General features: G+C 67.2%; 15 protein-coding genes. 12 read left to right on the top strand and 3 right to left on the bottom strand.

The genetic code is table 11. The features are described 5' to 3' along the window. The first annotated feature begins 8 nt into the window (after positions 1 to 8). The 11 genes from fliR to AC1PLS_RS09980 all read left to right on the top strand — a co-directional run bounded on the left by fliR (position 9) and on the right by AC1PLS_RS09980 (position 17,506). The gene (gene fliR / locus AC1PLS_RS10030; RefSeq protein WP_024937668.1) at positions 9 to 800 is read left to right on the top strand and encodes a flagellar biosynthetic protein FliR; all 792 of its coding nucleotides are present in this window, start codon (positions 9 to 11) and stop codon (positions 798 to 800) included. A 118-nt stretch (positions 801 to 918) separates the two neighbouring features. Further along, entirely contained in the window at positions 919 to 3,870 is a 2,952-nt protein-coding gene (locus tag AC1PLS_RS10025; protein WP_481104436.1) for a diguanylate cyclase, read from the top strand. Between the two features lie 398 nt (positions 3,871 to 4,268). Next, positions 4,269 to 7,190: a ligand-binding sensor domain-containing diguanylate cyclase gene (locus AC1PLS_RS10020; protein WP_184614456.1), complete on the top strand. Its 2,922-nt coding sequence runs from the start codon at positions 4,269 to 4,271 to the stop codon at positions 7,188 to 7,190. A 193-nt stretch (positions 7,191 to 7,383) separates the two neighbouring features. Beyond that, positions 7,384 to 8,514, top strand: coding sequence for a flagellar biosynthesis protein FlhB (gene flhB, locus AC1PLS_RS10015; RefSeq protein WP_039511031.1), 1,131 nt, complete (start codon positions 7,384 to 7,386; stop codon positions 8,512 to 8,514). A 17-nt stretch (positions 8,515 to 8,531) separates the two neighbouring features. Next, positions 8,532 to 10,604, top strand: coding sequence for a flagellar biosynthesis protein FlhA (flhA, locus tag AC1PLS_RS10010; protein ID WP_024937671.1), 2,073 nt, complete (start codon positions 8,532 to 8,534; stop codon positions 10,602 to 10,604). Positions 10,605 to 11,479: 875 nt separating this feature from the next. Next, positions 11,480 to 13,162 carry a flagellar biosynthesis GTPase FlhF gene (gene flhF / locus AC1PLS_RS10005; protein ID WP_481104435.1) on the top strand — a complete coding sequence of 561 codons (1,683 nt, stop codon included), beginning with the start codon at positions 11,480 to 11,482 and terminating at the stop codon, positions 13,160 to 13,162. Beyond that, positions 13,149 to 14,033: a MinD/ParA family protein gene (locus tag AC1PLS_RS10000; protein WP_010374294.1), complete on the top strand. Its 885-nt coding sequence runs from the start codon at positions 13,149 to 13,151 to the stop codon at positions 14,031 to 14,033. Before flhF ends, AC1PLS_RS10000 begins: the two co-directional genes overlap by 14 nt. Then, positions 14,030 to 14,797, top strand: a complete 768-nt coding sequence (locus AC1PLS_RS09995; RefSeq protein ID WP_481104434.1) for an RNA polymerase sigma factor FliA — start codon at positions 14,030 to 14,032, stop codon at positions 14,795 to 14,797. The genes AC1PLS_RS10000 and AC1PLS_RS09995 overlap by 4 nt, the downstream gene beginning before the upstream one ends. A gap of 35 nt (positions 14,798 to 14,832) precedes the next feature. Continuing rightward, positions 14,833 to 15,225, top strand: coding sequence for a chemotaxis response regulator CheY (cheY, locus tag AC1PLS_RS09990; RefSeq protein WP_002813536.1), 393 nt, complete (start codon positions 14,833 to 14,835; stop codon positions 15,223 to 15,225). Continuing rightward, positions 15,225 to 15,851: a protein phosphatase CheZ gene (locus AC1PLS_RS09985; RefSeq protein WP_016904946.1), complete on the top strand. Its 627-nt coding sequence runs from the start codon at positions 15,225 to 15,227 to the stop codon at positions 15,849 to 15,851. The genes cheY and AC1PLS_RS09985 overlap by 1 nt, the downstream gene beginning before the upstream one ends. 2 nt (positions 15,852 to 15,853) lie before the next feature. Beyond that, positions 15,854 to 17,506, top strand: coding sequence for a chemotaxis protein CheA (locus tag AC1PLS_RS09980; RefSeq protein WP_016904945.1), 1,653 nt, complete (start codon positions 15,854 to 15,856; stop codon positions 17,504 to 17,506). Positions 17,507 to 17,816: 310 nt separating this feature from the next. Here the strand turns inward: AC1PLS_RS09980 and AC1PLS_RS09975 are convergent, their stop codons facing one another. Continuing rightward, positions 17,817 to 18,227, bottom strand: a complete 411-nt coding sequence (locus AC1PLS_RS09975) for a SymE family type I addiction module toxin (protein WP_064508732.1) — start codon at positions 18,225 to 18,227, stop codon at positions 17,817 to 17,819. Further along, positions 18,224 to 18,493, bottom strand: coding sequence for a hypothetical protein (locus AC1PLS_RS09970; RefSeq protein ID WP_481104433.1), 270 nt, complete (start codon positions 18,491 to 18,493; stop codon positions 18,224 to 18,226). The genes AC1PLS_RS09975 and AC1PLS_RS09970 overlap by 4 nt, the downstream gene beginning before the upstream one ends. Before the next feature lie 505 nt (positions 18,494 to 18,998). Here AC1PLS_RS09970 and AC1PLS_RS09965 point away from each other — a divergent pair. Continuing rightward, positions 18,999 to 19,664, top strand: coding sequence for a hypothetical protein (locus AC1PLS_RS09965; protein ID WP_481104432.1), 666 nt, complete (start codon positions 18,999 to 19,001; stop codon positions 19,662 to 19,664). Here AC1PLS_RS09965 and AC1PLS_RS09960 read toward each other — a convergent pair. Beyond that, positions 19,624 to 20,388, bottom strand: coding sequence for a DUF2971 domain-containing protein (locus AC1PLS_RS09960; protein WP_481104431.1), 765 nt, complete (start codon positions 20,386 to 20,388; stop codon positions 19,624 to 19,626). The genes AC1PLS_RS09965 and AC1PLS_RS09960 overlap by 41 nt on opposite strands. Positions 20,389 to 20,442 lie beyond the last annotated feature (54 nt).

Here is a 20,442-nt window from a genome sequence, read left to right as displayed (position 1 = left end):
CCGGCCGGATGGATGCTGCCACCCAAATGGTGATCGACGGCCAGCGCGCGTTTGCGATGGTCGGGGCGATCATGTGGACCATGCTGCGCACCGGTGCGTTGCTGACCGCGATGCCGTTGATCGGCACCCGCGCGGTGCCGGGACGGGTGCGGGTGATGCTGGCCGGGACCTTGTCGATGGTGCTGGCGCCGCTGCTGCCGCCGGTGCCGGATTGGGACGGTTTCACCGCCCAGGCGGTGCTCAGCGTCGCCCGCGAGCTGGCGGTGGGCGCCAGCATGGGCTTCATGCTGAAGCTGATCTTCGAGGCCGGCGCGATGGCCGGCGAACTGGTGTCGCAGTCCACCGGCCTGTCGTTTGCGCAGATGTCCGACCCGCTGCGCGGAGTCACCTCGGGGGTGATCGCGCAGTGGTTCTATCTCGGGTTCGGCTTGCTGTTCTTCGCGGCCAACGGACACCTGGCGGTGATCGCATTGTTGGTGGACAGCTACAAGGCCCTGCCGATCGGCACCGCGCTTCCCGACGCCGCTGCCTTCGCCGAGGTGGCGCCGACCCTGTTCCTACAGATCCTGCGCGGCGGGCTCACCCTGGCACTGCCGATGATGGTGGCGATGCTGGCGGTCAACCTGGCCTTTGGCGCCCTGGCCAAGGCCGCGCCGGCGCTGAATCCGATGCAGCTGGGCCTGCCGCTGACGGTGTTGCTGGGGCTGTTCCTGCTGTCCAGCTTCGCCAGCGAATTCGCGCCGCCCGTGCAACGCATGTTCGATACCGCCTTCGACGCCGCCAGGGATTTGACTGCCTAGCGGACACATCCATAACTGTGAACTGCCTCAAGTTTTTCGCTGGTCAGCCGTCAACGCCACAGGACGATTGATACCGCCAATCGCCATCACTCACCCACGCCAAAGTCGGCGGGAACCGATGCCCAACGTGTCTGCGCTGTTCGCTCCGATTGCGTCACGACGCGGCCACTGGTGGGCCTGGGGCTGTCTTTGGATTGCCGTGCTGCTGGCGTGCGGCCACGCGCGGGCGCAGACCTACAGCTTCCGCGACTACGCCCAGGCCGATGGCCTGCAGGGCATGACCGTCAACAGCCTGCTCGAAGACCGCCAGGGCGTGGTCTGGGTGGGCACCGAACTGGCCCTGCACCGCTTCGAGCGCGAGAGCTTCACCCCGGTTGGCCAGGAGAGTGGCCTGGATGCGCGCTATATCCGCGCCCTGGCGCTGGATGCCGCAGGACGGTTATGGGTTGCCAGTGCCAACGGCGTGTTCGTACGCGACGGCGGTGCGTTCGTGCAGTTGCTGCGCGACGGCAAACCGATCCGCGCCGACAGCGGCAATGTGCTGGCTGCCTATGCCGGCGGCATGGTGGTGGTCAGCGAGAACGCCTTGCTGCGCCTGTCGCCGGATCACACGGGCGGCTGGTCGGTGCACCCGCTGCCGTTGCTGCTGGCCGATGGCACCAGCCTGCCGGCCGGCAAGGCGTTACTTGCCGATGGCACGGCACTCTGGAGCAGCTGCGGGCCGCACGTCTGCCGGATCGACGAGAACGGACGCACCGAGCTGCTCGGCGAAGCCGACGGAGTGCCGGAGCGGCAGTGGCGGGCGATCTTTCGCGACCACCAGAACACCCTGTGGCTGCGCGGCGGTGGCCTGGTGCTGTCGCGCGCGCCGGGAGAGCGTGTATTCCGCAACCATGCGGCGCCGGCAGGCACCAGCTTCGACACGCTCTCGGCCGCCACCACCCTGTCCGAAGATGCACAGGGCCGCCTGCTGACCCGCTCCGATCGCGGCCTGGTGCGCTGGGAAGGCGATCACTGGCGCTACTTCGGCCACGACCAGGGGCTGCCGATCAGCCCGATGGTCGGCCCGTTGCTGATGCAGCGCACCGGCCAGCTATGGATCGGTACCCGTGGCCTGGGCGTGCAGCGCTGGCTGGGCTACGGCAACATCGAACACTGGGACGAGAGCCAGGGCCTGGCGGAAGCGCCGACCTGGATGATCCAGCGCCTGCCCAGCGGCGAGCTGCTGGTCGGCGGCGATGCCGGCTCCAATGTGCTGGATCCGCGCAGCGGGCGCATGCAGCCCTGGACGCTGGACGACGGCCAGCCGCTGCTGCAGTCGATCTCCCTGGCGCTCTCGCCGACAGACGGCGCCGCCTGGGTGGCACGCTCGTCCGGCGCATTGGCGCGGCGCGATCCGCGCAGCGGCCGGACCGTCGACGTGCTGCAGCTGGGCCTGCCGATCAACAAGCTGTTGTTCGACGCCGCCGGCACCTTGTGGATCACCACCCCGCGCGGCCTGTATCGCATGCCGCCGGGCGCGCCATACCAGGCCATCCGCGATCCGGGCGTGCCGGCCGCGTTCGTGGGCGATGTCGATCTCGATCCCCAGGGCCGGCTCTGGGCCAGCACCCGCGAGGGGCTGTACAAGCGGCAGGCAGACGGTGCCTGGCAACGCGTGCAGGTGCGTGGCGTGCTGCCCAGCCAGGATTTCTTCCTGATCGATTTTGCTCCCGATGGCGAGCTGTGGATCTCGCTGCGCGACACCGGGCTATGGCATGGCCGCCTGCAGGCCGATGGCGTGCTGGCGCTGCGCGCGGTCGACGATCCGCTGGTGGCGCGGGTGATGCCGTTCATCCTGCGCCACGACCGCGAGGGCCGGCTGTGGCTGGGCAGCAGCCAGGGCCTGGACATGCTGCAAAACGGCCATTGGTCGCGGGCCACGCGCACCGAGGGCCTGTTGTGGGACGACATGTCGGCCAATGCGTTCTTCGAGGACGGGGATGGCAGCATCTGGCTCGGCAGCAGCCGCGGTGCCACCCATCTGATCGATCCGTTGCGCGTGTTCGCCGCACCGCCCTTGCGCGTGGACATCCTGCGCGTGCGGCGTGGCAACCAGGCGATCACGCCGGGGGCGCAGGTCGACTGGTCGCAGGTGCCGCTGGATGTGGACATCAGCGCGCCCGGCGCCGAAGGCGGCCCGGACCGCATCAGCTTCCGCTACCGGGTGGAGGGCCACCAGGCACGCTGGACCCAGACCTCGCTCAGTCACCTCACCTACCCGCTGTTGCCGCCCGGCACCTACACGCTGGAAGTCCAGGCGCTGGATGCCTACCAGCGCAGCGCCAGCCCGGTCGCGCGGCTGCGTTTCGTGCTGCGCCCGCCGTGGTGGCGCGGCGTGCCGGCAGTGGCCGGCTACGTGCTGCTGGGCATTGCCGCGGTGATCGCGCTGCTGCGCTGGCGCACGCGCAAGCTGCTGCGGCGCAAACGCGAACTGGAGCAACTGGTGGCCGAGCGCACTGCCGAGCTGGAACAGGACAAGCGCGAGCTGGAGGCGGCACGCGCCGAGCTCGCGCTCAAGGCCACCCACGACGAGCTGACCGGGCTGCTCAATCGCGCCGGCATCCTGCACGCGCTGCGCGGCATGCTGGCGCGTGCCGACACCAGCGCGCGGCCGCTGGCGGTGGTGTTGATCGACCTGGACCACTTCAAGCTGGTCAACGATCAGCACGGCCACTTGGCCGGGGACGCGGTGCTGGCCGAAGTCGGCCGGCGCCTGGATACGCTGGTGCGCGGCGACGACCGCATCGGTCGCTACGGCGGCGAGGAATTGCTGGCGCTGCTGCCGGGGCTCAGTGCCCAGTCCACCCATCGCCTGCAGGCGTTGCATCGCGGGATCTGCGGCAACTACCCGATCGATGGTGGCGTGCTGCCAGTGACCTGCTCGGTCGGGGTGGCCTGGTTCCAGCCGGGCGAAACCCTGGAACAGCTGCTGGCGCGTGCCGACGCCGCGCTCTATCGCGCCAAGCGCAATGGACGCAACCGCATCGATTACGACCATGTGCGCTACGACGCCGCGTCCAGCGGCTGAACCCGCGTCTGGACGCAGGCCGAAGGACAGCGCCAATGCTGCGATCTGCCAACCGGCCGGGCACGTAGCCTCCCACGGACGCCTTGCCGGGAAAGACGTGTCCGCTGCGACGCCTGCGTGCGGGCAGCCATGCAGCCGTTGCGCGACCGGCATCAAGCCATCGGCGTGATCGCGCCTGCAGCGACAGGGTCCGGCCCAGGGAACAACACGCGCCCGGCAAGGGCCGTGCGCGCTGCGCACTCACGCCGCCATGCCTGCTTAAGCATTAAAGAAACACGCGTGAACAGCCGCTAGTCGGTTTACTGCGGCCTGCTATGGGGGCCGCCCATGGCAAGCGTGAGACACCCGCGCGAGGGGCGCGGACCACACGCGCCGATGCGTGGGAGAGTGCAACGCTCGTGGGGGTTGAGTACCGTCAATGCAGGTCGTCAGGCCGGCGCGCACCGTTCTTGGCGGTGCTGCTGCTGGCCTTGCTGTCGCTGGCCGATCTGGCCGGCGCGCAGAGCGCGAGCATTCGTCGCTACGCCCACGACCAGGGCTTGCTCGGGCTGGCCGGCACCTGCCTGCTGCAGACCCGCGCCACGCTGCTGTGGGTGTGTACCGAAAGCGGCCTGTATCGCTACAACGGGCGCAGCTTCCAGCAGGTGATGCTGGATGGCCTGCGCAACGAACCGATCACCTCGATGGCCGAAGCCGCCGACGGGCGGCTGTGGGTGGCCGGCTTCCAGGCCCTGTTCGTCGGCGACGAGCACGGCTTCCGCAAACTGGCCCCCGACGAGGCCGAACACCTGCAGGAAGACATGCTGCTGGCCAGTCCCTCCTGGGGCACGGTGCTGGCCAATGGCGGCACGCTGGAACGATTGAGCGCACGCGGCAACGGCCACTGGCATAGCGAGCCGCTGCTGGACACCGCCACCCGGGTGCGCGTGCCCGAGCTGTCCAAGGTGCTGAGCCTGTCGGTGGACGGCGACACCTTGTGGGCCGGCTGCGCCAAGCGGCTGTGCGCCATCGATGCGCAGCGCAAGGTGCAGGTGTACGGGCCGGACCAAGGCGTGCCGGAAGATCGCTGGTACAGCGTATTGCGTGATCACGACGGCGCACTGTGGGTCCGCGGCACCGGCAACCTGCTCTATCGCGCGCCGGGCGCCAGCAAATTCAGCGTGCGGCCGCTGCCCTTGCTCGATGGCAGAACCATCGGGCGACAGGCGCCGTTGGTGCTGGACCGCGAAGGACGCGTGCTGGTACGTCGCAACGACGGGCTGGCGCGCTGGGAGAACGGCCGCTGGCGCAGTTTCGGCGCCGACAACGGGCTGCCGCCCGGCAGCAGCGATGCGATCCTGGTGGACCGCGATGGCGATGTCTGGATGACCGTCGATGGCGAAGGCCTGGTGCGCTGGGCCGGCTACGAATGGATCGAGAACTGGGACGCCTCGCAGGGCATGCCGGCCGCGCCTACCTGGTCGATCGCCCGCGACGCGCAGGGCGCGTTGCTGGTCGGCAACGAACACGGCACCGGCCGCCAGGTCGATCCGGGCGGCCGGTTCGTCCCGGCCCTGCAGGCCTCCGGGATCCAGATCGTGGGCATGCAACGCAGCGCCGATGGCAGCCTGTGGACGCTCAATTCGGCCGGTTCACTGCGCCGCACCTGGCCCGATGGCCGCAGCGCGCAGATCGCCAAACTGCCGCGCACCGCACGCCGCCTGCTGATCGATCGGCAGGGGCGGATGTGGATGCTCAGCGCGGGCGGCCTGTTCGTGATCCGGCATCCGCTGGATGGCGGCACGATGGAAGCTGTTCCGGAGATGCCCACGATCGCCTATACCGACATCCAGCAGACCGCCAACGGCACGTTGTGGGTGTCCACCGCCAACGGCTTGTTCCGGCTGCAGGGCGCACGCTGGTCCAGGGTCGAGGTGCTGGTCAATGGCGGCGCCTCGGACCCGTGGATCAGCAAGTTCCACATCAGCGACAGCGGCGAGGTGTGGCTGGCGTTCTATCGGCCCGGTCTCTGGCACGGCATGTTGCTGGGCGAGCGGCTGGATCTGCAGGCGATCAGCGACGAGGCGCTGCGCGATGTCGGCGTCTACCTGATGCGCGGCGACAGCCTCGGCCGGGTCTGGGTGGGCCATGCGCGCGGCGTGGAGGTCTACGACGGCGAGCGTTGGGCGCATCTGTCGCAATCGCAGGGCCTGCTGTGGGACGACATCTCCGAAGCGGCCTTCGCCGAGGATCCGGATGGGTCGATCTGGATCGGTACCTCGCGCGGGGTGAGCCATCTGCTGGACCCGGCGCGGCTGTTCGATGCGCGCCAGCCCAGCGTGCGCATCGACAGCGTCAGCCGTGGCGGCGTGCCGGTGCAGCGCGGCCAGTTGCTGGGCTGGAGCGACCAGCCGCTGCATATCGAGCTGTCCACGATGGAGGTGTACGACGACCCGAGTCGTCTGACCGTGCGTTACCGCCTGCTCGGCCTGCACAACGAATGGATCCAGAGCGACAACCTGTCGATTGACCAGGCGCCGCTGCCCTCCGGGCACTTCCGCCTGCAGGTGCAGGTGCTGGACCGCTACCGCCGCACCGCCTCGCCGATCGCCGACCTGCCGTTTGCGGTGGCCCCGCTGTGGTGGCGCAGCCCGCCGGCGATCGCGTTGTATGTGCTGATCGGCAGCGCGCTGCTGGCCGGCTTGTGGCGCTGGCGGCACCGCCACCTGGTTGCGCGCGAACGCATGCTGGCCGAACTGGTGGCCGAGCGCACCTATCAGCTGGAACACGAAAAACGCGATCTGGAAAGCGCGCGCGCAGCGCTGGCCCTGAAGGCCAGCCACGATGCCCTGACCGGCCTGCTCAACCGCTCCGGTGTGCTCGAAGCCATGGCGGAAGAACTGCAGGCCTGCGCGCACGGCGGGCATCCGCTGGCGGTGGTGCTGATCGACCTGGACCACTTCAAACTGGTCAACGACGAACACGGGCATCTGGTCGGCGATGCGGTGCTGGCCAAGGTCGGCGCGCGCCTGACCGCCTGCCTGCGCGACTCGGACAAGGTGGGCCGCTACGGCGGCGAGGAACTGCTGTTACTGCTGCCGGGCATGTCGCAGCATAGCCAGCACCGGCTGCGCGCCATCCACGAAAAGCTCAGCCTGGCACCGTACGAGGTGGGTGCCGCCCGGCCGCTGCAGGTGACCTGTTCGGTCGGCGTGGCCTGGTTCCGGAGCGGTGACAACGCCGCCACGCTGCTGGCGCGTGCCGACGAGGCGCTGTACCGCGCCAAGCGGCATGGCCGCAATCGCATCGAACCGGAAGAGCCCGAATCCTCGGTGGCATGAGCAGCCGCGCCCCGGGGCGCAGGCCAGGCGCATCCAACGCAGCGGCCCCACAGCGCCGCCTGCCCCGATCAGCCACTTTTTCAGGCCGGCCCCCTCTCGGCCAGCTCTCCCCCGACCCCGACTCCCCACCCCCGGCCCCACCGACTGGAACGCCACTTGCATGACGCAGGGCTGACCAGTCACCGGCACCTCCATGTCCGAGTCCGAAGACGGCGGCGAACGCACAGAGCTTCCCACCGAAAAACGCCTGCGCGAAGCCCGCGAGCAGGGCAACATCCCGCAATCGCGCGAGTTGTCCACTGCCGCGGTGTTCGGTGCCGGCGTGTTCGCGCTGATGGCCCTGGCGCGCGGCATCGGCGATGGCGCCAGCGTCTGGATGAAGACCGCGCTCAGCCCGGACCCGAAGATGCGTGAAAACCCGATGGCGCTGTTCGGCCATTTCGGCGACCTGCTGCTGCAGCTGCTGTGGGTGATGCTGCCGCTGATCGGCATCTGCCTGGCTGCCGGCCTGGCCGGCCCGCTGTTGATGAGCGGGCTGCGCTTTTCCGGCAAGGCGATCATGCCCGACCTCACCAAGCTCAATCCGATGAACGGGATCAAGCGCATGTGGGGCAGCAACAGCCTGGCCGAGTTGATCAAGTCGGTGCTGCGGCTGCTGTTCGTCGGCCTGGCCGCCAGCCTGTGCATCTCCAAGGGCCTGCACGGCCTGCGCTCGCTGGTGAACCAGCCGCTGGAACAGGCGGTGGGCAACGGCCTGGACTTCACCAAGAGCCTGCTGTTCTACACCGCCGGCGCGCTGGTGCTGCTGGCCGCCATCGACGCGCCCTACCAGAAGTGGAACTGGCTGCGGAAGCTGAAGATGACGCGCGAAGAGATCAAGCGCGAGATGAAGGAAAGCGAGGGCAGCCCGGAGGTCAAGGGCCGCATCCGCCAGATGCAGATGCAGATGTCGCAGCGCCAGATGATGGAAGCGGTGCCCAAGGCCGACGTGGTGCTGATGAATCCGACCCACTACGCGGTGGCGCTCAAGTACGAAGGCGGCAAGATGCGCGCCCCGATCGTGGTGGCCAAGGGCGTGGACGAAATGGCCTTCCGCATCCGCGAAGCCTGCGAACAGCACCGCGTGGCGATCGTCACCGCCCCGCCTTTGGCACGCGCCTTGTATAGAGAAGCGCAAATCGGCAAGGAAATTCCCGTGAGACTCTATTCGGTCGTGGCCCAGGTGCTGTCCTACGTCTACCAGCTGCGTGGCTGGAACGGCGGCCCGATGCCGGAATTGCCGTCGCTGGACGTGGATGAGTTCGGCAAGGGAGCCAGCGCATGAGCGCCCAACCCGCCCCGATGAATGCCCGGCGCATCATGGAGTTGCTGCGCAACGGCCTGGGCGCGCCGCTGGCGCTGATGGCCATGCTGGCCATGCTGATGGTGCCGCTGGCCGCGCCGGTGCTGGACGCGCTGTTCACCTTCAACATCGCCATCTCGCTGATGGTGCTGCTGGCGGTCGTCTACGTGCAGCGCCCGCTGGAATTCACCATTTTCCCGATCGTGCTGCTGATGACCACGATGCTGCGGCTGGCGCTGAACGTCGCCTCCAGCCGCGTGATCCTGATCAACGGCCAGGACGGCCATGCCGCAGCCGGCAAGGTGATCGAGGCATTCGGCCAGTTCGTGATCGGCGGCAACTACGCCGTGGGTATCGTGGTGTTCGCGATCCTGACCATCATCAACTTCGTGGTCATCACCAAGGGTGCCGGACGCGTGTCGGAAGTGACCGCGCGCTTCATCCTGGACGCCATGCCCGGCAAGCAGATGGCCATCGACGCCGACCTCAACGCCGGTTTGCTGACGCGCGAGGAAGCCAAGGCCCGCCGCGAGGAAGTCCGCGAGGAAGCCGACTTCTACGGTGCGATGGACGGTGCTAACAAGTTCATCCGCGGCGACGCCATCGCCGCCATCCTGATCCTGTTCATCAACCTGGTCGGCGGCATGGCGGTGGGCATGTTCCAGCACGGCATGAGCTTTGTGGATGCCGCCTCCACCTACACCCTGCTGTCGATCGGCGACGGTTTGGTGGCGCAGCTGCCGGCCCTGCTGGTGTCGTCCTCGGTCGCCTTGCTGGTGACCCGCGCCTCGCGCGCGCAGGACATGCGCGGCGCCATGATCAGCCAGGTGTTCGGCCAGCACCGCGCCCTCGCGGTGGCCGCGGCGATCCTGGGCCTGGTCGGCCTGGTACCGGGCATGCCCAACGTCGCGTTTTTGACGCTGGGCCTGATCCTGGGCGTGATCGCCTGGAAAATGTACAAGCGCAGCCTGGTCATCCCGCCGACCGGCGACCCCGCCACCGATCCCAAGGCCGCCGCCGCGGCCACTGCCGCCCAGGCCAGTTCGGAGCTGAGCTGGGACGAGCTGCGCCCGATCGACCCGCTGGGCCTGGAAGTGGGCTACCGGCTGATTCCGCTGGTGGACAAGAATCAGGGTGGCGAACTGATGGCGCGCATCAAGGGCGTGCGCCGCAAGCTCACCCAGGACATCGGCTTCCTGGTGCCGCCGGTGCATATCCGCGACAACTTGGAACTGTCGGCCAACGCCTACCGCTTGCTGGTGCACGGAGTGCCGGTGGCCACCGCGGAAATCTATCCCGATCGCGAACTGGCGCTGGACCCGGGCGGCGCGCTCGGCCAGCTCGACGGCATCCCCGGCAAGGACCCGGCGTTCGGCCTGGACGCCACCTGGATCCAGCCGCACCAACGCGCCTATGCCGAATCGATGGGCTACACCGTGGTCGACCCGGCCACCGTGGTCGCCACCCATCTGTCGCACCTGATCCGCGAACACGCCCCGGAACTGCTCGGCCACGAGGAAGTGCAGCAGCTGCTGGCGACCCTGGCCAAGACCGCGCCGAAGATGGTCGAAGACCTCACCCCGAAGGCGCTGCCGCTGTCGGTGGTGGTACGCGTGCTGCAGAACCTGCTGATCGAGCGCATCCCGGTGCGCCAGCTGCGCAAGATCGTCGAAGCGCTGGTCGAACACGCCCCGCACAGCCAGGACCCGACCACCCTCACCGCCGCGGTACGCACCTCGCTGGGCCGCTTCATCGTGCAGGAAATCGCCGGCATGTCGGCCGAGCTGCCGGTCTACACGCTGGCCCCGCAGCTGGAGCGCGTGCTGCAGGAATCCACCCACGGCAACGGCGTGGCGCTGGAGCCCGGCCTGGCCGAGCGCCTGCACCAGAGCCTGGCCGATTGCGTCGGCAAGCAGGAAGCGCGCAACGAACCGGCGGTCGTGCTGGTGCCCGGCCAGGTCCGCGCCGCCCTGGCCCGCCTGGTCCGCCACAGCGTCCCGTCCCTGTCGGTGCTGGCCTACAGCGAAGTGCCCGAAGACAAGCGCCTGAAGCTGGTCGGCACGATCAGCTGAAACCGCCCGCCGACGTAGGAGCGCACCCGGGCGCGACAGGCGTTACCGGCACGGCCCGTCGCGCCCAGGTGCGCTCCTACGACAGGCCAGGCAAGCCGACAACACACCGCAGACGCCGACACCACGGTAGGAGCGCACCCGGGCGCGACAGGCGTTACCGGCACAGCCCATCGCGCCCAGGTGCGCTCCTACGATAGGCCAGGCAACCCGAGAACACACCGCAGACGCCGACACCACGGTAGGAGCGCACCCGGGCGCGACAGGCGTTACCGGCACGGCCCGTCGCGCCCAGGTGCGCTCCTACGACAGGCCAGGCAATCCGGGAACGCACCGCAGACGCCGACCCCACGGTAGGAGCGCACCCGGGCGCGACAGGCGTTACCGGCACAGCCCGTCGCGCCCAGGTGCGCTCCTACGAACCTACCCACCACGCCGACCAGCACCCGGCGCCGGAAAGCCGCCACTGGTCCGGATCTCCAATCGATTGCACGGCCCTAGCCGTTTTCAGGCATCCCGGGCGCCCCAGGCTTGGCCTTCCGCCCGCCAGCGCATCCGCCCGCACGACGACGCCAGCGCATCGTCACCCCGGAAAAAAGTCAATCACGCCATTGACTTAAAGCGCTCGGACCCGGCCGTACGCACAGCCGCGCCCCGTCCCGATACACCAGCGCCCCCGCGCCGGAACCCCGGCACCCCGTTTTGGCACGCCGCGTGCATTAGCTCTGCCGAGACCGCAGCCAGCGCCACCGCTGCGGGGCGAGAGCAGCACTTGGAACAACCGAACGGGACAGGCAACTCATGACGCTGGCAACACACCCACATTCATCGCGCACCCGTCCGGCGTCCGGCGGGTCCCGTTCCTGGAGGCACTTCGCATGAAAATCAAACGCTTCGTTGCCCCGGACATGCGCACCGCATTCCGCATGGTGCGTGAAGAACACGGCCCGGACGCAGTGATCCTGTCCAATCGCCGCACCGCCGAAGGCATCGAGATCGTCGCTGCCAGCAACTACGACGAAGAACTCGTGCAGCGCGCCCTGGAAACCGCGCGCTCCGAGACGCCGGCCGTTGCCGCCGCGCCAATCCCGTCGGCAGCTGCCCCGCAGGCACCGGCCCCGCAAGCAGCCGCCGCACCGGTCCACGCACCGCTGAAGCCGGCCGCCGATGCCGGCACGAGCCAGCGCCAGCGCGTTGCCAGTGCCGCCGAGGACATGATCGCCGCGATGGCGCTGCGCCAGCCGGTCAACGTGCCGCGCCAGCCGCAGGTGCCCGCACCGGTGCGTAGCGCCGCCATCCCCTCGCCCGCCGCCCAGGCCCTGGCCCACGCCGTTGCGGTGACCGCCGCGCCGCGCCAGGAACACGCGCTGTCGGCCGTGCCGGAACAGCTGTTCGCCGATTTCCTGACCACCGCGCCGGTGCAGCGCGCCGCCGTGCAGGCTGCCCCGGTGCAGGCCCCGACCCCGATCATGGCCGCCGCCGCTGCCCCCGTGCAGGCCGGCTACGACCAGGACGAAGACGCGCTGGACGACGACGCCGACTTCGACCTGGACGCGCTGCCGCAGATCCTGCCGCCGGCCGCGTTGCCGCCGCTGGTGGTCGCCCCGCCGGCGCTGGCCGCGGTGCCGGTCGCCGCCGCCCCGGCGCCGCAGAACGACGAAGAACTCAAGCAGTTGCGTGGCGAGCTGGCGCTGATGCGGCAGATGATCGAGCGCGAAATGAACCGCCTCACCGACGAGCGCCTGCGTGGCTCGCCGGTGCGCGCGCAGGCCCTGGAACTGATGGACGACTACGGCTTCGACGCCGGCCTGATCCGCGACGTGGCACTGCAGATCCCGGCCGATACCGAATTGCACCGCGGCCGCGGGCTGATGCTGGGCCTGCTGTCCAAGCGCCTGCCGGTGGCCCCGGTCGACCCGCTGGAACGCGGCGGCGTGATCGCCCTGGTCGGCCCGACCGGCGCCGGCAAGACCACCACCATCGCCAAGCTCGCCCAGCGCTTCGCCGCCCAGCACGCCCCGCGCGACGTGGCCCTGGTCACCACCGACACCCAGCGCGTCGGCGGCCGCGAGCAGCTGCACAGCTACGGCCGTCAGCTCGGCATCGCCGTGCACGAGGCCGACAGCGCCGAAAGCCTGCTGGAACTGCTCGAGCGCCTGCGCGACTACAAGCTGGTGCTGATCGACACCGCCGGCATGGGCCAGCGCGACCGCGCCCTGGCCGCCCAGCTGAACTGGCTGCGCGCCGCGCACCAGGTCACCTCGCTGCTGGTGCTGCCTGCCAACGCGCACTTTTCCGACCTCGACGAGGTCGTGCGCCGCTTCGCCCACGCCAAGCCCCAGGGCGTGGTGCTGACCAAACTTGACGAGACCGGCCGCTTCGGTAGTGCGCTGTCGGTCGTCGTCGATCACCAAATGCCCATCACCTGGGTGACTGACGGACAGCGGGTCCCCGACGACCTGCACCGCGCCAATGCCGCCAGTCTCGTTCTTCGCCTTGAAGATTTGCGGCGCGCTGCCGATAAGCCCTGTACTCCGGAGCACAACCATGCAGTCGCGTGAATACGCCAAGCTGACCAACGCCTTCCCCCTGTCGGCGACCCGTCCCGAGCCCCTGGGCCCGGTGCGCACCATTGCCGTGACCGGTGGCAAGGGCGGCGTGGGTAAAACCAACATCTCCGCCAACCTGGCCGTGGCGCTGGCCGACATGGGCAAGCGCACCCTGCTGCTGGACGCCGACCTGGGCCTGGCCAACCTGGACGTGGTGCTGGGCCTGTCGCCCAAGTACACCCTGGCCGACCTGATCGCCGGCCGCTGCACGCTGGATGAAGTGATCATCGAAGGCCCCGGCGGCGTGCTGGTGGTCCCGGCCGCCTCCGGCCGCCGCCACATGGCCGAACTGGCCCCGGCCCAGCACATCGGCCTGGTCAACGTGTTCTCCGAGCTGGAACGCGACCTGGACGTGATGGTCATCGACACCGCTGCCGGCATCACCGACAGCGTGCTGACCTTCTGCCAAGCCGCCCAGGACACCGTGGTGGTGGTCTGCGACGAGCCGGCCTCGATCACCGACGCCTACGCGCTGATCAAGGTGCTCTCGCGCGAACGCGGCGTGGACCGCCTGCAGATCATCGCCAACATGGTGCGCGACCCCAACGAGGGCCGCCTGCTGTACGACAAGCTGTCGCGGGTCTGCGAAAAATTCCTCGGCGACGTGTCGCTGAACTACCTCGGCCACGTGCCGCAGGACGACTGGTTGCGCCTGTCGGTGCAGCGCCAGCAGCCGGTCATCAAGGCCTACCCCGCCAGTCCGTCGGCGCAGGCCATTGCAGAAATCGCTCGCCGTACCTCGCGCTGGCAGGCCCCCACCGTGCCGCGCGGCAATGTCGAGTTCTTCGTCGAACGCATCATCCAACGGGGAGTGGCCGCATGAGCACCGCTACCGCAACCACGGCCAGCGCGCAGTACCGCGCCGTGCAGCGCAACAACGCCAACGACATCGTCACCCAGCACGCCGACCTGGTGCGCCGTATCGCCCACCATCTGGCCGCGCGCCTGCCGGCGAGCGTGGAAGTGGACGATCTGATCCAGGCCGGCATGATCGGCCTGATCGAAGCCTCGCGCAGTTACGACTCCGAACAGGGCGCCTCGTTCGAAACCTATGCCTCGATCCGCATCCGCGGCTCGATGATCGACGAGATCCGGCGGGGCGACTGGGTGCCGCGCTCGGCGCACCGCCGCGCACGCGACGCTGCCGCCGCCGTGCGCAAGATCGAACAGCACACCGGCCGCGCCGCCGCCGCCACCGAAGTGGCCGCCGCGATGGAGATGCCGCTGCCCGACTACCTGCGTCTGATGGAAGATGCCGCCCGCGGTCAGGTGCTGAGCCTGGAGTCGCGGATCGAGGATCACGGCGAGCTGGACACCACCGCCAAGGGCGGCCCCAATCCGCAGCAGATGATGGAGCGTGGCGAATTCGGCCGCGAGCTGGGCAAGGCCATCGGCCAGTTGCCCGAGCGCGAGCAGCTGGTGCTGTCGCTGTACTACGAACAGGAATTGAACCTGAAAGAAATCGGCGCCGTGCTCGGTGTCAGCGAATCGCGCGTCTGCCAGATCCATGGCCAGGCGGTGGTGCGTCTGCGCGGCCGCCTCAAGGTCTTCGAACTGGCCGATGCCGGTGTCGAAATTGACGAATGATTTTTTCGCGCATTTTTTAGTGTTAGGAGCTTGATGTGAACAAGAACATGCGGATTTTGATCGTGGACGACTTCTCGACGATGCGACGTATCGTCAAGAATCTGTTGGGCGATCTGGGCTTCACCAATACCGCAGAGGCCGAAGACGGCAACAGCGCATTGGCGGCGTTGCGGGCCGGCCCGTTCGATTTCGTGGTCACCGACTGGAACATGCCCGGCATGACCGGCATCGACCTGCTGCGCAACATCCGCGCCGACGCCAAGCTCAAGCACCTGCCGGTGATGATGGTGACCGCCGAAGCCAAGCGCGAGCAGATCATCGAAGCGGCCCAGTGCGGCGTGAACGGCTACATCATCAAGCCGTTCACCGCACAGACGCTGGAAGAGAAGCTGGGCAAGGTGTTCGAACGTCTGGCGGCGACCGCCTGATGAACGCCACCGTGGAAGCCGATGCCGAACGTGCCGCCCTGATCGAACGCCTGCAGCACGCGCTCGATGCACTGGAAAGCGGTGACCAGGTCGCCTGGCGGCGCGAGGTGGACCACCTCGCCGCGCTGCGCACGCGCCCGATGATGCAGAGCCTGAGCCGGCTCGCGCGCGAACTCGGGCAGGCGCTGGGCGAGCTGCCCACCGTGCCCGAGGAAGCCGGCGAACTGGACGATGCCTGCTCGCGCCTGGACCACGTGGTGGAAATGACCGAGAAGGCCAGCCATCGCACGCTGGACCTGGTCGAGGAATGCCGCGAGCTGGCCAATCAGCTGCGCGACGGTGGCCTGAACCAGGACCAGGGCGCGCTGATGGACAAGATGCGCCATAACCTGACCGAGCTGTCGCTGGCGCAGAGCTACCAGGACCTGAGCGGCCAGATCATCCGTCGCGTGGCCGGGATCGTGCGGCGCGTGCACGAGGGCTTCGGTGCACTCGGCCTGCCGCCGAAGAATCCCGAGCCGAAGAAAGACGACGGCGGTCTTGCCGGTCCTGCAGTCAAGGGCCTGGACCGTCACGCGGTGTCGCAGGACGACGCCGACGACCTGCTGTCCGGATTGGGGCTGTAACCATGAGTGCTGTTCCAGACGATATTGCTGCCGATTTCATTGTCGAGGCCCAGGAAATCCTGGATCGCCTCGGCGAACAGCTGGTGTCGCTGGAACAGGCACCGGACGAAGCCGACCAGCTCAACGCGGTGTTCCGCGGCTTCCACACGCTCAAGGGCGGCGCCGGCTTCCTGGCGATCAAGCCGATGGTGGAGCTCTGCCACGCCGCCGAGGAAACCCTGGGCATGGCGCGCTCCGGCCAGGCGGTGTTGCAGGCGCATCACTTCGATGCCGCGCAACAGTCGCTGGATTATTTGCAGGCCATGCTGGATGCGATGGGCTCGGGCGAAACCGTGCCGCATGCACCGGCCTCGCTGATTGCGCAGTTCGATGCCAAGAGCGGCCCGCCGGCGGTCAAGGCCGCGCCCAAGGCCGCTGCCGCTGCACCCGCACACGATGACGCACACGGCGCTGCTGCGCCGGGCGCCAAGGCCGCGCCCAAGGCGGCGGCCAAGGCGGCCGACGCCGAGCAGACCGTGCGCGTGGACACCAAGCGCCTGGACGCCATCGTCAACCTGATCGGCGAACTGGTGCTGTCGCGCAATCGCCTCAAGACCCTGCGTACCCGCCTGCGCGACGAAGAACTCGACCGCGCGGTCAGCACGCTGGACATCGCCACCGCGCGCCTGCAGACCGCGGTGATGCGCACCCGCATGCAACCGGTCAGCAAGGTGTTCGCGCGCTTTCCCAAGGTGGCCCGCGATGTCGCGCGCACGCTGTCCAAGGAAGTGGAACTGGAACTGATCGGCGCCGAGACGGAACTGGACCGCAACCTGGTCGAAGCCCTGGCCGACCCGCTGGTGCACCTGGTGCGCAACGCGATCGACCACGGCATCGAATCGCCGGCCCTGCGCGAAGCCACCGGCAAGCCGCGCAGTGGTCATGTGCGCCTGTCGGCGCAGCAGGAAGGCGACTACGTCAGCATCGAAATCCAGGATGACGGCGCCGGCATCGACCCCGAACGCCTGCGCGAGATCGCCCGCAACAAGGGCCTGATCGATGCCGAAGCCGCCGCCCGCCTGAGCACCGACGAATGCCTGCATCTGATCTTCATGCCGGGCTTTTCGACCAAGGCCGAAGTCACCGACATCTCCGGCCGCGGCGTGGGCATGGACGTGGTGCAATCGCGCATCCGCGAACTCAGCGGACAGATCCAGATCCAGTCCGAACTGGGCCGCGGCAGCCGCTTCATGATCCGCGTGCCGCTGACCCTGGCCATCCTGCCCACGCTATTGGTGCAGGCCGGCGAAGCGGTGTATGCCCTTCCGCTGGCGCGCGTGGTCGAAGTGCTGCACGCCCCGCAGACCTCGCTGGGCTGGTTCGACGGCCGCGCCGTGCTGGACCGCCGCTCGCATACCCTGCCCCTGATCGACCTGCGCCGCTGGCTGGGCGTGCCCGCCGAACAACCGCCGCTACTGACCGTGGTGCTGCTGCAGGCCGGCGAAACCCGCTTCGGCCTGGTGGTGGACCAGGTCCGCGGCCGCGAGGAAGTGGTGATCAAGCCCCTGCCCCGCGCCCTGCGCGGCCTGCCCGGCTACGCCGGCGCCACCCTGATCGGCGATGGCCGCATGGCGCTGATTCTGGATGTGGATGGATTGCGCTCCAGCGATCATTGAGGTTGGGGATTCGGGATTCGGGATTCGGGATTGGGAGAATCGGGAATCGGGAATCGGGAATCGTCAAGACGATCCTGGTTGCCTGATCTAATGACAACGGCCGCGTACTGCGGCCGTTGTCGTGTCACTACCAGCATCGCTGTTGATCTATGTCGCTACGCGCGCAGGCATGGGCGCGATGGTTTGGCGACGGTCAGGCTGCCGTGGAACTGAACCTGGAACCGTTATTTCCCGTTGTGCGCTGGTGTGGCTGCGACGCTAGTGGCATCCGGCACCGAGGTCAATCGCAAGGGGTCTGGCAGCCGCAGCATCATCGCCGCACGCTGCGCGCCTTGGCCGGCACCTCCACCGGCGGCAACACCTCCATCAGCAGCTGCCCTTCGCTGGCGGTGATGCGCAGCTTGGTGCCGATGGCAAAGCCCAGTTGTTCCAGCCATAGGCCGCTGAGGCGGACGTGCGGCACGTGCTGGTCGCCGGCGTGGTCGTGGGCCCCGGGGTAATGGGTGTAGCTGACCGTGCATTGGCGCGGGCGGCGGGCGCGGCGGGGTGCGCGTAGCGTGCCGGGGCCTTGCGGAGAGGCGTCCGGGTCGGGCGGCAGCATCGGTGGCAGCTTCGTGCGGTCGGGTTCCACAACAACCCACTGCACCCGCTTGGGCGGCGCGGGGCGTGTGCGGGTGGGCCGTGCGCTGGCAGATGCCGTGGGTGGGCGGCGGCGTGTCATGACGCCTCCGGCTGGTGGCGGGTGATGGATGCGGCCGCGCACTGCTGCAGCGCCACGGCACTGCGTGCGAACCGGCTGCGCAAGGTTTGCGGCAACGCACCGAGCTGGCGACTCAGCGGATGCGCAGGATGCTCGCTCGCCTGCTCAACAGCTGCGCGTGCGGCGAGCCGGCGCAGCACCTCGACCACATCCCACAGCAGGCGGTGAGCGGAAGCTGGCAACAGATCAACCGGCACAGATGCCGGCATGGATGATGCGGTAGACATGGCAACGCCCTCCTGGAACAACCCAAGAACCGCCACCAACGGCGACGGGATGTCGGGAGGTTCGAAACCGCTAGTAGCCGGCGGGCGTATTCCCCTTGCGGGTGTTGTATTAGCCGCCCTCCCGACACAGGCATTGCGTCGGCTTGTACCTGCGGGATGCAGGCACAAAAAACCCACCGGTTTGACGGAGGTGGGTACCGCTACTAGAGGAGTTTCGACGCTCCTTGGGAATAGATTGCAAGTACTCGGTCTGGCGTGTCAATACGCGCTGGCGGGTCTCGTGCGGCTGTGTGCGCCGCTGGCGCAGTTCCATACGGGCCACGCGAGCCGAGCGCCGTCGCCTGATAAGTGCACCTGACCCTATTACGGCAAAATTACTAGGAAGTGTGCACACTCCCCTCTGACCAAGTTAAGTTCGGTGCTAGCCATCAGGGTTTCGCCTGGAGCATGCTCAAGCGGAAGCCTTTTTTATGCAGTCGTCTGAGAAAAAGTGACCGGGGGAACTGTGATCGAAAATTGGATAGCTGCACAGGCAACGCTGCATGCCGCGTGGATAGGCGCGGGAGCAACCACTGCTGTTGGAGTAATCACAGTTGTGGCAGCACTTTGCGGAATTAGCCTCCAACTGAAGAACGATCGGCTCCAAAGAGCAAAAGACCGGCGACATCAATCGGCAAAGGACACCATTCTTGCTGCAGTTGTTGGCATGACTGAGATATCTCAGGCATCGGCGATGCTAGCTGATCCGCGTACTCAACCAGCAGAAGCATTTCGAGATTTCACTGCGGCGCTAGCAAAAATCAACGCAGCAGGTGCAGTAGCAAGTCTGGATGCGGTGAGGGCAGGAAAAAACTATTTGGCAGTTGTTGGGCCGATCTTTTCCGCTGTTCAAGCTAAGAGAATCCTCTTGGAATCGTCTGGGGCCTCCCATGAAGAATGGACCAAGTTGGCTTTCACGGTGCTTGATCTCCACAGAGAACATGTTCTACCGCCACTTCACAAGGCAATTGCAATGGCTCGGCTTGATCTAGAGATTGCAGATGATGACGTAGAAGCATTGTTTGAAGCCCTAAAGCCCGACTTGCGCGCTGGCCAAACCAATCTGGCTATGGCGTGGGACCGGCTAGGCCTCACGGCCTCAGTTTCTGTTCCAGACTTGACCGGTCGATAGCAGACCGCTCCAGCGGGGGGGAAACGATTTGCATGCAGACCTCGGCAGGATCCAAGCTAACCATATGTACAGCCACATTAGGTGGCGCCACTTTGAGGACCGCCTCCTTCATCGCCTTGTCTACGCGGTTGCCCAGCAGAATTCGTTTCAGTTGGCCAGGAAGTTCTACGTAACAGGAGTCGGAGATGAATCGCCACTCATGCTCATATAGCCAGTGATCTGTTTTGAAGCTAAGAACTTCTTCGGCCGTCGTAGATTTCAGGTCTCGGCTCTCGACCTTATAAAGATTTTCGAGATAGTAGACCCGGTGAAGAAGAGGATGGTTCTCATCTACTTCAAACTCAAAAGCAAGCCCTCTTGAACTGTCGCCATAGAGAGCCCACATCCTCACGTCAGACCAAGCTGTTGTGAGGCTGCACACTTTTTTGCCGCCAATTAACTTATCCAAGCTCGGATGCGCGATCCGTTCATGCGAACCGAAGTTTGATACAAATTGTAAGTTGAAGTCTCCCTGTCTACGCTTTACATAAGTGCGAAATTGACCCTCAAAGGGATCATTCAAAGAAGCGTAATCGGAGCAGTAGAGCCGTTCGTGAATTGCGATGTCGAGGGCGTAGAGCGCGTCGCTCGCACCTTTGAACTTATACAGCAGCATGCAATTTACCTCGATATCAGACAACTGGGCGCCGGGGATCTTTTTAGGGGGAATGGGCACCCCGTTCATAATGGTTCAGGCGACACTAGACCATCGCGCCCATACCGCCACGCGGCAGGCATG

This window comes from Xanthomonas sp. NCPPB 3218 (assembly GCF_056725185.1).
The sequence above is the reverse complement of the archived record's forward strand: the minus strand, read 5'-3'. Positions and strand labels throughout refer to the sequence as shown.